This window comes from uncultured Thioclava sp., from assembly GCF_913064665.1.
Classification (GTDB): Bacteria; Pseudomonadota; Alphaproteobacteria; order Rhodobacterales; family Rhodobacteraceae; genus Thioclava; species Thioclava arctica.
Window position 1 is genome coordinate 1 of record NZ_CAJYBT010000026.1, and the last position, 12,125, is coordinate 12,125.

Annotated in this window: 14 protein-coding genes; 8 read left to right on the plus strand and 6 right to left on the minus strand. The window is 61.9% G+C overall.

The window, feature by feature from the left end; translation table 11 throughout:
* Positions 1–277: 277 nt before the first annotated feature.
* The 3 genes from QZ571_RS11775 to QZ571_RS11785 form a co-directional block, all read right to left on the minus strand.
* A complete protein-coding gene (locus tag QZ571_RS11775) occupies positions 278–787 on the minus strand; it encodes an N-acetyltransferase (protein WP_295534893.1) in 510 nt (169 codons plus the stop codon).
* Between the two features lie 178 nt (positions 788–965).
* Positions 966–1,298, minus strand: a complete 333-nt coding sequence (locus QZ571_RS11780) for an AzlD domain-containing protein (RefSeq protein ID WP_295534896.1) — start codon at positions 1,296–1,298, stop codon at positions 966–968.
* Positions 1,295–2,017, minus strand: a complete 723-nt coding sequence (locus QZ571_RS11785; protein WP_295534899.1) for an AzlC family ABC transporter permease — start codon at positions 2,015–2,017, stop codon at positions 1,295–1,297. The genes QZ571_RS11780 and QZ571_RS11785 overlap by 4 nt, the downstream gene beginning before the upstream one ends.
* A gap of 52 nt (positions 2,018–2,069) precedes the next feature.
* Between QZ571_RS11785 and mobA the strand changes: the two genes are divergently transcribed.
* Both mobA and QZ571_RS11795 read left to right on the plus strand, forming a co-directional pair.
* Positions 2,070–2,687: a molybdenum cofactor guanylyltransferase MobA gene (mobA, locus tag QZ571_RS11790; protein ID WP_295534902.1), complete on the plus strand. Its 618-nt coding sequence runs from the start codon at positions 2,070–2,072 to the stop codon at positions 2,685–2,687.
* Positions 2,684–3,271, plus strand: coding sequence for a GNAT family N-acetyltransferase (locus QZ571_RS11795; RefSeq protein ID WP_295534904.1), 588 nt, complete (start codon positions 2,684–2,686; stop codon positions 3,269–3,271). The genes mobA and QZ571_RS11795 overlap by 4 nt, the downstream gene beginning before the upstream one ends.
* Here QZ571_RS11795 and QZ571_RS11800 read toward each other — a convergent pair.
* Complete coding sequence (locus QZ571_RS11800; RefSeq protein ID WP_295534907.1) at positions 3,268–4,320, minus strand: hypothetical protein; 1,053 nt, start codon at positions 4,318–4,320, stop codon at positions 3,268–3,270. The genes QZ571_RS11795 and QZ571_RS11800 overlap by 4 nt on opposite strands.
* Before the next feature lie 25 nt (positions 4,321–4,345).
* On the minus strand, positions 4,346–4,816 hold the full coding sequence (gene greA, locus QZ571_RS11805; protein ID WP_295534909.1) for a transcription elongation factor GreA: 471 nt from the start codon (positions 4,814–4,816) through the stop codon (positions 4,346–4,348).
* A gap of 417 nt (positions 4,817–5,233) precedes the next feature.
* Between greA and QZ571_RS11810 the strand changes: the two genes are divergently transcribed.
* Positions 5,234–6,880: an electron transfer flavoprotein-ubiquinone oxidoreductase gene (locus QZ571_RS11810; RefSeq protein ID WP_295534912.1), complete on the plus strand. Its 1,647-nt coding sequence runs from the start codon at positions 5,234–5,236 to the stop codon at positions 6,878–6,880.
* A 105-nt stretch (positions 6,881–6,985) separates the two neighbouring features.
* Here QZ571_RS11810 and QZ571_RS11815 read toward each other — a convergent pair whose 3' ends face one another.
* Positions 6,986–7,135 (minus strand): hypothetical protein, encoded by a 150-nt coding sequence (locus tag QZ571_RS11815; protein WP_295534915.1) that lies wholly within the window; start codon positions 7,133–7,135, stop codon positions 6,986–6,988.
* 496 nt (positions 7,136–7,631) lie between these two features.
* On the opposite strand from QZ571_RS11815, the gene QZ571_RS11820 reads away from it, so the two are divergent.
* The 5 genes from QZ571_RS11820 to QZ571_RS11840 all read left to right on the plus strand — a co-directional run bounded on the left by QZ571_RS11820 (position 7,632) and on the right by QZ571_RS11840 (position 12,124).
* A complete protein-coding gene (locus QZ571_RS11820; RefSeq protein WP_295534918.1) occupies positions 7,632–9,479 on the plus strand; it encodes a tetratricopeptide repeat protein in 1,848 nt (615 codons plus the stop codon).
* A complete protein-coding gene (locus QZ571_RS11825) occupies positions 9,466–10,320 on the plus strand; it encodes a 4-(cytidine 5'-diphospho)-2-C-methyl-D-erythritol kinase (protein ID WP_295534920.1) in 855 nt (284 codons plus the stop codon). The genes QZ571_RS11820 and QZ571_RS11825 overlap by 14 nt, the downstream gene beginning before the upstream one ends.
* A gap of 257 nt (positions 10,321–10,577) precedes the next feature.
* The gene (locus QZ571_RS11830) at positions 10,578–10,784 is read left to right on the plus strand and encodes a cold-shock protein (RefSeq protein ID WP_295534922.1); all 207 of its coding nucleotides are present in this window, start codon (positions 10,578–10,580) and stop codon (positions 10,782–10,784) included.
* 69 nt (positions 10,785–10,853) lie between these two features.
* Positions 10,854–11,066, plus strand: coding sequence for a hypothetical protein (locus QZ571_RS11835; RefSeq protein WP_295534926.1), 213 nt, complete (start codon positions 10,854–10,856; stop codon positions 11,064–11,066).
* 83 nt (positions 11,067–11,149) lie between these two features.
* Positions 11,150–12,124 carry a glyceraldehyde 3-phosphate dehydrogenase NAD-binding domain-containing protein gene (locus tag QZ571_RS11840; RefSeq protein ID WP_295534929.1) on the plus strand — a complete coding sequence of 325 codons (975 nt, stop codon included), beginning with the start codon at positions 11,150–11,152 and terminating at the stop codon, positions 12,122–12,124.
* Position 12,125 lies beyond the last annotated feature (1 nt).

Sequence of the window (12,125 nt, forward strand, 5' to 3'; positions counted from 1 at the left end):
CGCTCAAGCTGTCCAAGGCGTTCGACAGACTGCCGGGGGAGATCAGCAAAGATCATTATGACGATGATCCCGATGATAATTCCGGCGTGCTGATGATTCAGCAAGAAAAGCCACAAACCGTCGTTCCGAAGGGGCGCTGATCCAACAATGAGGCGCGCGAGGGAAACTTCGCGCGTCTTTTTGTTTGGGGGATGGATGTCTAGCGGCAGCGGTGCGGGACGAAGCTGCCGGTCGTTTCAACGGTGACGTCCAGTGCGCTATTGATGCTATGCCAGCTTCAGAGAAAGCGAAATGAATAGACGTTGTTGAGATATCTTTCGTCACCAATGCGAAAGTGGGTTTCCCCGACATGTTCGAACCCCCGCGAAAGATAAAATGCGATAGCGGCATCATTCTCCGCATTGGTTGTCAGCCAGACAGACTCTGCAGCGCTGTCCCGACAGTGTTGAAATGCGGCTTCGAGGAGCTGTTTGCCGATACCCTTTCCATGGTGGCGCGGCTGCACGTAGAAAGTCGAAATTTCCAATTCTGAACAGCCTTCTACGGGTGGCTTGCTAGATGAGGAAACCCGTATGAAACCGTCGATCCCTTGTTCATTATCTGAGACAAGAATGAACTGACTGGGGTCGGAAATCAGTTTCTCCACCTTCGCCGGGGTGAACTCATTCAAGGCAAAATCGGCAAAGAAAGCGTTCACGCCACGTTTGAGATAAGTGCCTACCCACACCTCGATCGAGATAGCAGCTATACTTGAGGCATCGGATTTCGTTGGTCTACGCAAGGTCATACGTGACAGATTGCAGATTTCTGGAGGCAGTCAAGGGCAACGCATAGCGTCTGCAAGGGACTGACAGCTGCCACTCACTTCCGCCCAGCGGTTCGACCAATATTTGCGTTATTTAATGAGCCGGAGTTCTGCGCCACGAGTCGCGCTTGCCTGCTTCTTTACCACCCAAGCAAACCGCTCAGCCAATCAGCCACAGCGCCAGATATAGCGCGCTTAGCCCGCCCACAATTGCCCAAAGCGTGTTGCGCGTCGCGATCCCGACGGCCAACGCGGCGACGGCTGCGATCAGCCGGGCAGGGTCGGGGTGGCCATCGGTCGCTGCGGGCCAGACCACGAGCGGCGCCACCAGCCCCGGCAGCACCGCAACCGGCGTATAGCGCAAATAGCGCAGCGCCCATTCGGGCAGTTGGCGATCACCCAGAAAGCCCAGAAACGAATAACGCAGCGCGAATGTGCCGATCCCCAGCGCCACGATGATCCCCCAGATCACCGCATCGGAATAGCCGTTCATAGCAGGGCTCCTTTTCGGCGCGCGACCCAGAGTTCAACCTGTGCGCCCGTCACCATCGCTGCAAGCGCCGCGATCATCAGTCCGACACCCGAGGGCAAAAACCACAGCACCAGCGCACCCACAATCGACACGAGGGCAGCTGCAACATGGGCAAGGCTGCGCAGCGCTGGCCCGATCATCGCAAGGAAGGTGATCGGCACCGCAAAATCCAGCGCGAATTCTGGCGGGATCGCCGCGCCCACCAGCGCCCCGGCCAGCGTCGCAAGATACCAGTTCGGACAGACCGGAGTGCAAGCCCCGGCATAATAGGCCAGCTTCTCGGCGCGGCTCATCTCGGGGCGGGTTTCATATTCATTGGCCGACAGCGCATAGACCTGATCGACCATGAAATAGGCCACCAACGCCTTGTGCCAGGCCTTTGACTTGCCCAGATGCGGGGTCAGTGCCGCGGAATACATCGCCATGCGCAGATTGACCGCCAACGAAGCGGCGAGGATCAGCACCACGGGCGCATGATCGCCCATCAGTTGCAGCGCGGTGAACTGCGCTGCCCCGGCAATTACCATCACCGAAAACCCCATCACCTGCGCCAAATCCATCCCGGCGTTGGTGGCGGCCACGCCAAACAGCAAGCCAAACGGCGCAATCACCAGCAAGAACGGCAAGCCATTGCGAAATCCGCGCCAATAGGCGGCTTTGATGGCAGAAGTTTGCGACATCGCGCTTGTCTCCTTGGGGCAGTTGCGTGACAGTTAGAGGACGCGGCGCGAAATGGCAAAGCGCACGATTGTATCGGAGGCAATCAACCCCTTGGCAGAGGTGATTTTTGGGCTGATTTTAGCGGGCGGGCAAGGCCGGCGCATGGGGGGCGTGGACAAGGCGCAGCTTATGCTAGCCGGACGTCCCTTGATCGCGCATGTCACAGATCGGCTCGCCGGGCAGGTGGCGCGCCTTGCGGTATCCAGCAATCGCGCGCCCGCGCCGTTTGCGCCGCTGCCAGTGCTGCCGGATGCGCCCGAGAGGTTGGGCGAGGGGCCGCTTGCGGGGATATTGGCCGGGCTGGACTGGGCCGCGCGCGAAGGGGCGGATGCGCTGATCTGCGTGCCAGTCGATACCCCGTTCGTGCCGCGCGATCTGGTGGCGCAACTGGCGGGGGCGGGGCCTGCGATTGCGCGCTCTTTTGGGCGTGCACATCCCAGCGTGGGCTATTGGCCGATCTCTTGCCAAGCCGCACTTGAACAGCTTTTTGCCCGCGGAGAGCGGCGCTTGCGGATCGCGGCGGCGGGTGCGCGCGAGGTGGCGTTCAGCGCCGATCCCGACCCGTTTTGCAATCTCAACAGCCCGCAAGATCTTGCGCAGGCCGAACGCGCCCTGCGCCCGGCATCATGAACGCGATCACCTATCATCACGGGTTGCGCCCCGATCAACGCGCGCGCGCCGCCGGGCTGTATTGGCAAGCCTTTGGCGGCAAGCTGGGCCGCGTGATGGGGCCACAGCCGCGCGCGCTGGATTTCATCGAGCGCGTGATCGCGCCGCAATTCGCTATTGCGGCATGTGACCCGCACGGCCAAGTGATCGGCGTGATCGGGTTTCGCACGCCGCATGGCTCTTTTGTCGGTGGTGGCTTGCCCGATTTGCGCGCCAGCTACGGGCGCATCGGCGGGCTGTGGCGCGCTGGCTGCCTGCGGTTTCTGGCGCAAGACCTAGAGGCGGGCACGGTGATGGTCGATGGCATCGCCGTCAGTGCCGATCTGCGGGGCCACGGGATTGGCACGGAGTTAATCGAGACCCTCTCCAGCTATGCCCAATCGCAGGGCTATCGCGCGCTCTGCCTTGAGGTGGTCGAGGAAAACCTGCGTGCGCGCGCGCTATATCACCGCTTGGGGTTCATGGTGACCGGGCAGCGCCACTCGGCCTTCACCCGGTTTGCGTTCAACTTTCACCGCGTGCATGAAATGCGCCGCGCGCTTTAGTCGAAGCTGCCCGTTACACGGCCGAGCAGCATGAAGGCGCGTGCGGTGCGGGTCTCGGCCAGATCGGCGATTTCCTGATCCGAGGCGTTCTTTTCAAACTCGCCGAAGGTGCGGTCAAACTGGCGCAGGAAATGATGCGCCGCATCGCGAAAGATCGTATCGCCGCGCATCCGCCCCGCCGACAGCGCCAGCGACGAGCGGTCGCGAATGCCGCCAAGGCTTGCAATCTCGCGGCCCCGCTCGCCTGCGGCAAACCGGCGCCACAGGGCTGGGCGCGCCCGGTCGGGCGTCAGGTCATCCATGTAGATCCCGTCTTGCGACAACAGGTTCAACACATCTTGCGCCGAGCGCAGCAGCTTGGCCGTCGAGCGATCTTCCAACGCGCGGCGCAGGGCGCGAAAGCCCTCTTTATCCTCGGGCGTGTCGGGGAAATTCAGCGCGCGCACGAAATCCGCAACCGAGATCGGGGCGCGCAACTCTTCGGCCGGGGTGCCAAGGGCCAGCATCGGTTCGGTGTCATCGGGGCGCATCGGGGCAGGCGGCACAAGGGCGGCCTTGCGATCGGCAGAGGGCTGCGTGGCATGGGCATCGCGGCGCGAGGCAAAGGTGGCAATCGTGCTTTCGGCTTGGCGCGTGACGGCGGCGATCTCATCGAGCTTGCGCTCAACCGATTGATCGCTGCGCAAGGCCTGCTGGTTCAGCCACGCCATCCGCATCGCTTCGATCGACTGTTTAAGCGCCTGCGCCTCCGCGCGCATCTCACGCGCCGCCCGGGCCGTGATCGCAGCCACCCAGATCATCGCGATCGGCAGCGTCATGCCCACCATCATGCTGACCGTGTTGAACAACGAGGCGGTCCCCGCAACACCGGGCGCGAAGAACCAAAACGCCAGCACCATCACAAGCCAAAGCAGCGACAGCGCCAGCGCGATCCATTCCACCCGACCGGGCCCGCGTGGCAGCGCCGAGGGACCACCGCGCGCCACAGACGCGCGCATCCCGCCCAAAGGGGCGGCGGTTTGCGTGGTCCGATCTGCGGGCGTTTCCATTCAAGGCGTCCCTAAAAGGCGGGTGTCAGGCGAATTTGACGGACAAGATCTCGTAGCTGCGCGTGCCGCCGGGGGTGCGCACATCGACGGTATCCCCCTCTTCCTTGCCGATCAGCGACCGTGCAAGGGGCGATTTCATATTCAAGCGACCCTGCTCCAGATCGGCCTCTGGCTCTCCCACGATCTGATAAGTCTTTTCCTCGTCGGTATCTTCATCGACGATGGTCACCGTGGCGCCAAACTTCACCGATCCGGTGAATTTGCTGGGGTCAATGACCTCGGCGCGCCCCAACAGACTTTCGATCTCTTTGACGCGACCTTCGATAAAGCCCTGTTTCTCGCGTGCCGAATGGTATTCGGCATTCTCCGACAGATCGCCCAGCTCACGCGCTTCGGCAATCGCCTTGATAATCGCAGGACGTTCCTGAGACTTCAGTTTTTTCAATTCTTGACTAAGCGAGTCATAGCCCGCGCGCGTCAACGGCACTTTTTCCATGGAAGGCTCCTGAATTCGGAGGAAAGCTCCAATTCAGGGCATCTAAATCTTTTCTTGCCCCCTCAAGTCAAGCCTCCTGCCCAATTTTTGCCAAAACCCGTCGAAGTTTTGAGCGTCATGCTGCCGGCGCAGCCATACGGGTCGCGCCAGCTTTGCCCGCCAACTCTGCCCTCCGGGGCCTTTCAAACACGGGTGCGAATTTTGTCAGATAGCAGGGTGAGGGGATGCGCGCCTCGTTCACGCGCCCCATTTGGCGGAACGCTTGCGATATCTGGTCCTGCGAGGGTGGCAACACCACGCAAACCCCCGCCGTGGACGCAATAATGTTGCGCGCCATCGCAGCGTAACAATTGCCTCGATGCGCCCACTAGGCTAGGCAGAACCCAACCTGTAGCGGCAAGCCAGAGGATTTGGGATATGGCCGAGATCGAACGCGAGTCGATGGAATATGATGTTGTGATCGTGGGCGCGGGGCCGGCAGGCCTGTCCGCGGCGATCCGATTGAAGCAGATCAACCCTGAGCTTGAGGTCGTAGTGATCGAAAAGGGCTCGGAAGTGGGGGCGCATATCCTGTCGGGGGCGGTGCTCGATACCGCCGGTCTGGATAAACTGTTGCCCGATTGGAAAGAGCGCGGCGCGCCGATCAAAGTGGGCGTCAAGAAAGACAATTTCTTCATGCTTGGCCCGCATGGCCATCTGCGCATCCCGAACTGGCCGATGCCCAAGCTGATGAGCAATCACGGCAAATACATCGTCTCGATGGCCAATGTCTGCCGCTGGATGGCCGAACAGGCCGAGGCGCTGGGCGTCGAGGTGTTCCCCGGCATGGCCGCGAGTGAAATCGTCTGGGACGGGGACCGGGTCGCGGGCGTCGTCGCGGGCGAATTTGGCAAGAATCCCGATGGCTCGCAGGGGCCGGGCTATGAGCCGGGCATGGAGCTGCGCGGCAAATACGTCATGCTGGGCGAGGGTGTGCGCGGCTCACTGGCCAAGGTGGTGATGGAGAAGTTCAACCTCTCCAAGGATCACTGCCCGCAGAAATTCGGCCTCGGCATGAAGGAAATCTGGGAGATCGACCCCGCCAAGCACCACGAGGGCACCGTCACGCACACGATGGGCTGGCCGCTGGGCAAGAATGCAGGCGGCGGGTCGTTCGTCTATCACCTTGAGAACAATCAAGTTTACGTCGGTTTCGTGGTCCACCTGAACTACGAAAACCCGCATCTCTACCCCTATATGGAATTCCAGCGCTTCAAACATCACCCGATGATGGCCGAGCTGCTTGAGGGCGGAAAACGCGTGGCTTACGGGGCGCGCGCGATCTCGGAAGGCGGCTGGCAGTCGATCCCGAAGCTCACCGCTCCGGGCGTGGTGCTGATGGGCTGCGCGGCGGGTCTGGTGAACGTGCCCCGCATCAAGGGCAACCATAACGCGATGCTCTCGGGCATTGCCGCCGCCGAGGCCGCCGCCGCCGCGATCAAGGCCGGGCGCGCGGGCGATGATCTGGTGGAATACGAGACCGATCTGCGCTCGGGCCCGATTGCCAAAGACCTCAAGCCGGTGCGCAACGTCAAGCCGATGTGGTCGAAATGGGGGATGCTCCCGTCGCTGGTCTTTGGTGGTCTGGATATGTGGACCAATTCGCTGTTCGGAATTTCGCTGTTCGGCACTCTCAAACATGGCAAGTCCGATGCTGCGGCGACGGGCGAGGCGAAGAATTTCAAGCCGATCGACTATCCCAAGCCCGATGGCAAGCTGTCCTTCGACCGTCTGACCAATGTGTCCTTCAGCTTTACCAATCACGAGGAAAGCCAGCCCTGCCATCTGAAGCTGAAAGACCCGTCGATCCCGATCGCGGTCAATCTGCCCAAATATGACGAACCCGCGCAGCGTTATTGCCCGGCAGGCGTCTATGAGGTGATCGGCGAAGGGGCGAATGCCAAGTTCCAGATCAATTTCCAGAACTGCGTGCATTGCAAGACCTGCGATATCAAGGACCCGAGCCAGAACATCAACTGGACCACGCCGCAGGGCGGGGACGGGCCGAACTATCCCAATATGTAAGGCGCTCAAACGCCCCTAAAATGCAGAAAGCGGGAGGCCTGGCCCCCCGCTTTTTCAAGGTCCCCGATGGGGTGGGCGCGCAAACGCACCCGGATTGGCCCGATATCAGGCCGAAGTGGAAAACAGCGTATGGCGCGTGTCGGCCCAATTGGCCTCATGCGGCTTGACCGTATCGCTATGCTTCACGTCGCGCTTGATGTCTTCGCTGCGCAGGGCGTGGGCGGTGACGGCATTTTCAATGGTTTTCTTGGTCATATCATATCTCCATTCTACGGCGGTTCCGCGCAAGCCGTTTGCTCGGCACGGTGCGGTGTAGATCGCACCGCATTGCCAAGGCGAACCCGGCAGCGCGGCAAACAAGCGATCAGCATCATGTGACTTCCCGGCACAATGCGCTGGCATCTACGTTCACGCTGACCCTGCGCATTCGCAGCCGGTCCGGCGGGTATGTCGAAGATGCCGCATATGCAGCGGCCTGACAGCTCTGCCCGATGGTGGAGCCGCAAGGGAATACAATCTCAAACTAAGATTACGGCCTTATATGTGCTATTGCGCACGAAACGCAAGAGAAAAGTGTGTCATATTTGATTAACGCACCGTCATCACGGTGGCGTCATCTGCTGTAACCCTTGGCGAGGCGGTCAAAACGGCGTGTTTTCGCCAAGCGCGGCGGGCCCGCGCGCGCGGGCCGCATTGCTATGCACTGACTGCGCCGTTACGCTCTGGCCAAACTCAATGAGAGGACTGTTTCGTGTCGAGTAATTCCTCTGCTTTTCGCATAGCTTTTATCGCATTGCTGATGGGCTCTGTCGCTATCACCCCCGCGCTTGCGCAAGACAAAAAGGCCCCCGTCGGGCAAAGTGCGCAAGACGCCGCTGCCGCCGCGGATGCCGAGGCCGCCAAGAACGATGCAGACGTGGCCAATGATCCCAGCCCCGAAGAGGCCGGGGCCTATCTGGCGGCGCGCATCGCCTCGCAGCAATTGGATTTCGAACAGGCGGCCACCTATTACCGCAAGCTGATGGCCTCGGGCGATGTCAGCGCAGAAACCGCAGAGGCCACGCTGGTAGCCGAGATCGCGATTGCCGATTTCGACCGCGCCGTGCCCTTGGCGCGCCAGATGCTTGAGGCGAAAACCGGCAGCCAGATCGCTGCGATGACGGTCCTGGCGGCCGATGCCAAGGAAGGCAAATGGGGCGACGCGATCAAACTCAGCCAAGATGAAAGCTCCGACCCCGGCCCGCTTCTGGGCGGGCTGACGCGGGCTTGGGCGCTGGTGGGCGAGGGCAAAATGACCGATGCCTCCGCCGCCTTTGACGCGGTGGGCAGCGAAAAGGGCCTTGGCGCGTTCGCGGCGTTTCACAAGGCGTTGTCGCTAGCCTTGGTGGGCGATTATGAGGGCGCCGACAAGATATTGTCGGGCGAACATGGCGCGATGATCACCGCCACGCGGCGCGGCGTGATTGCCCATGCCGAGATCCTGTCGCAGCTTGAGCGCGACAAAGATGCGTTGGCGCTGATCGAGGACCGCTTTGGCACCGATCTGGACCCCCAGCTTGAAGCCATGCACGCCAAGCTGGCGGCGGGCGAGACGCTGCCCTTCACGATGGTGCGCAGCGCAACCGATGGCGTGGCCGAGGTCTATTACTCCGTAGCCCAGGCCCTCATTAGCGATGCGCCTGATACCTTCACGCTGATGCACACACGGCTGGCCAATCTCGTAGAGCCCGACATGGCCGATGCGACGCTGCTGACGGCCTCGCTGCTGGACAAGATGAAGCAACATGATCTCGCGATTGCGGCCTATGCCGAGGTCTCGCCCAAAAGCCCGATCTATCACGCTGCCGAAATCGGGCGCGCTGAGGCGATGGTGCGCGCGGGGCGCAATGATGCCGCTATCGAGGTGCTCGAAAACCTCGCGCGCATTCAGCCCAAGCTGGTGGGCGTGTGGACCGCGCTTGGCGATACGTTGCGGCGCGAAAAGCGCTTTGGCGAGGCGGCAAAAGCCTATGATAAGGCGATTGCGCTGATGGGCGCGCCCAAGCCTCAGGATTGGTTCGTCTATTATTCGCGCGCGATTGCGCAGGAACGCTCGGGCGATTGGGCCTCGGCGGAGAAGGGGTTTCGCGAGGCGCTGAAACTCTCGCCCGATCAGCCTTCGGTGCTGAATTATCTGGGCTATTCCTATGTCGATAAGGGTGAAAACCTTGATGAGGCGCTGGCGATGATCCGCAAAGCTGTCAAGGAACGCCCCGATGCGGGCTTCATCATCGACAGCCTTGGCTGGGCGCTTTACAAAACCGGGCACTATCAGGAAGCGGCCACGCAGATGGAGCGCGCGGTCGAACTTGAGCCCCGCGATCCGCTGCTGAATGACCATCTGGGCGATGTGCTTTGGGCGGTCGGTCGTCAGCGCGAGGCCCGGTTCCAGTGGCGCCGCGCCCTCAGCTTTGGCACGACCGAAGAGCCGACGGACAGCTCTGAGGATCTCGATCTTGACCGGGTGCGTCTGAAACTGTCGGTCGGGCTGGATCAGGTGCTCAAGGATGAGGGCAAGCCGCCTCTCAAAGCGGCCCCGGCAAGCGATGCCAACAACTAGCGTTTTCGCGCCTGCCAAGATCAATCTCAGCCTGCATGTCATCGGCCAGAGGGCCGATGGCTATCACCTGCTTGACAGTCTGGTGGCCTTTGCGCCGGTGGGCGATATGGTGTCGTTCGCGCCGGGGCGGGGGCTGTCGCTGCGCGTAAGCGGACCCGAGGCGGCAGGCGTGCCGGTGGATCGCTCCAATCTGGTGCTGCGGGCGGCAGAGCTGGCCGGGGGCTCTGATCTGGCCTTTTATTTGCATAAGGCGCTGCCGGCGGCCTCTGGCATTGGCGGGGGCTCGTCTGATGCCGCTGCGGTATTGCGCGGGCTGGGCGCGGCGCTGGACCCCGAGGCATTGACCCGCCTTGGTGCCGATATCGCGATGTGCCTGACGCCCCATCCCCAGCGCGTGCAAGGCATCGGCGAGCACTGCGCGCGCGTCCAACTGCCACCGTTGCCCGCGCTGCTCGTCAATCCCCGCATCGAGGTCGCAACCCCCGCCATCTTCAAGGCGCTGAGCCAGAAAACCAACGCCCCGATGCCCGCGCAGCTTCCGCAGTTCAACGAGGCCCGCGCCTGCATCGACTGGCTTGCCACCCAGCGCAACGATCTGCAAGCGCCCGCCATCGCGCAGGCCCCGCAAATCGGCGCGCTGCTCGACGTTCTTGTCGCGCTGCCCGGCTGTCATCTGGCCCGCATGTCGGGCTCTGGGGCGACTTGTTTCGCGCTGTTTTCAACCCAGTCCGATCTGCAAAGCGCCGAAGCCAAATTGCGCGCGACCCACCCGCAATGCTGGATCGCCTCGGGCGTGCTGGGCGATCAAACCGAACTGGCGCGCCCAAGCTCGGGCCACTAGGTAGCACCTCCCCTCAGTCCCGAACCGCGCCCGCAGACCCCTGTAAATCATACGAAAATGCACCAATCTGGCTCGACCAGTTTTGCGGCGTGCAAAAATGCAGGATTGCAAAATTGCCAATCTTTCCCTATGTTAAGCGTGCTACGTTGTTTCTACTGCACCCTGTCTCCGTCAACGGCTTCAGTTTGCGACTACGATCTGACTATGCCGATACTGCTGCATGTTGCAGGCAGACTAACTTGATAGGAGATCTCACGATGGCTTCAGGCACCGTGAAATGGTTCAACCCCACCAAAGGTTTTGGCTTCATCGCGCCTGCGGATGGCGGCAAAGATATCTTCGTGCACATCTCGGCCGTTGAGCGCGCCGGCATTGCACGTCTCGACGACGGCCAGGCCGTGACGTTCGAGCTTGAGACCGGCCGTGATGGACGTCAGTCCGCACGCGATCTGGCGCTCGCTTAATTTCTGGTTCTGAACCAGTGGCCCGGCCGGTTTTCGGCCGGGCTTTTCTTTTGTCGAAAGCAGGATGTGATGTCACAGACCAAAGCGATGCTTGACGTGTTTGCGACCAGCGCGGCCAAGCGCCCCGCAACCCCGCATGACAAAACCGCAGCCGCCGCGCGCCAGATCACCGATGATGCGCGCGACGAACGCGATGCGCAAAGTGCGCGACTCAAAGCGCACCGTCTGGCGCGCGACGCCAGTGGGTGCGCCGTAAATGACGATCCCCAACTGCCGCAGTAATCACCACTTTCGTATCGGTGACAATCGCAGGCTTTCCCTTGACCGCGCGGCGCAGTAAGCCCGAGGTCTCAGGAGGTGCGGCCATGCGGGTTTTCATCAACGGCTTCGGTCGAATTGGGCGGTCGGTGCTGCGGGCTTGGGCGCAAAACCCTGACGCTTGGCCGGGGCTTGAGATTGTCGCGATCAACGATATCGCAGCGCCCGATATGCTGGCCTATCTGTTTGAATATGACAGCGTGTTCGGGCCGTGGCGCGGCACGATTGTGCAGGAACCCGACGCGCTGGTGATCAACGGGGCGCGCATTGCGCTGCACCGGGCGGGGGATATTTCCACGCTCGATCTTGCGGGCATTGATCTGGTGATGGAATGCACCGGGCGCGCCGATAGTGCGGCCATCGCGGGGCAGGGGCTGGCGGGCGGGGCTGCGCGGGTGCTGATCTCGGGGCCCTCGAAGGCCGCCGACATCACCGTCGTTCTGGGCGCCAATGACGGCGACCTGAACGGTCAGCGGATCGTCTCGAATGCCAGTTGCACCACCAACGCGTTTGCCCCGTTGGCGCGCCTGCTGGATGGGGCCTTTGGCATTGTGACGGGTTCGATGACGACGGTGCATTGCTACACTGCCAGCCAACCCACCGTCGATCAGCCGCGCGATGCGATGGAACGCTCGCGCGCGGCCAGTCTGTCGATGGTGCCCACTTCCACCTCGGCGGGGCGCTTGATGGAACAGGTCTTGCCCGATCTCAGCGGTCGCTTGATTGCGCAAGCGGTGCGCGTGCCCACGGCCTCTGTGTCGGCGGTGGATCTGGCGATCGCCGTGCAGCGCCCGGCCAGTGTCGAGCAGATCAACGCCACGCTCAGCACGGCGGGGGGCGTGATCGGGGTGACGGATCGCCCGCTTGTGTCGACCGATCTGCGCGCGCGTCCCGAAAGCGTGGTGATGGCGCTGCGCGAAACCAAGGTGACCGATTACGGGCTGATCCGGGTGTTTGGCTGGTATGACAACGAATGGGGCTTTTCCAACCGGATGCTGGATATGGCGCTGCGCATGGCATGAA

Excerpts from the sequence above, each read along its gene's own strand:
- QZ571_RS11800 (WP_295534907.1), bottom strand. The coding sequence starts at position 4,320 with ATGGAAACGCCCGCAGATCGGACCACGCAAACCGCCGCCCCTTTGGGC.
- QZ571_RS11775 (WP_295534893.1), bottom strand. The coding sequence starts at position 787 with ATGACCTTGCGTAGACCAACGAAATCCGATGCCTCAAGTATAGCTGCT.
- greA (WP_295534909.1), bottom strand. The coding sequence starts at position 4,816 with ATGGAAAAAGTGCCGTTGACGCGCGCGGGCTATGACTCGCTTAGTCAA.
- QZ571_RS11830 (WP_295534922.1), top strand. The coding sequence starts at position 10,578 with ATGGCTTCAGGCACCGTGAAATGGTTCAACCCCACCAAAGGTTTTGGC.
- QZ571_RS11815 (WP_295534915.1), bottom strand. The coding sequence starts at position 7,135 with ATGACCAAGAAAACCATTGAAAATGCCGTCACCGCCCACGCCCTGCGC.
- QZ571_RS11835 (WP_295534926.1), top strand. The coding sequence starts at position 10,854 with ATGTCACAGACCAAAGCGATGCTTGACGTGTTTGCGACCAGCGCGGCC.
- QZ571_RS11840 (WP_295534929.1), top strand. The coding sequence starts at position 11,150 with ATGCGGGTTTTCATCAACGGCTTCGGTCGAATTGGGCGGTCGGTGCTG.
- QZ571_RS11780 (WP_295534896.1), bottom strand. The coding sequence starts at position 1,298 with ATGAACGGCTATTCCGATGCGGTGATCTGGGGGATCATCGTGGCGCTG.
- QZ571_RS11785 (WP_295534899.1), bottom strand. The coding sequence starts at position 2,017 with ATGTCGCAAACTTCTGCCATCAAAGCCGCCTATTGGCGCGGATTTCGC.
- QZ571_RS11810 (WP_295534912.1), top strand. The coding sequence starts at position 5,234 with ATGGCCGAGATCGAACGCGAGTCGATGGAATATGATGTTGTGATCGTG.
- QZ571_RS11795 (WP_295534904.1), top strand. The coding sequence starts at position 2,684 with ATGAACGCGATCACCTATCATCACGGGTTGCGCCCCGATCAACGCGCG.
- QZ571_RS11825 (WP_295534920.1), top strand. The coding sequence starts at position 9,466 with ATGCCAACAACTAGCGTTTTCGCGCCTGCCAAGATCAATCTCAGCCTG.
- mobA (WP_295534902.1), top strand. The coding sequence starts at position 2,070 with ATGGCAAAGCGCACGATTGTATCGGAGGCAATCAACCCCTTGGCAGAG.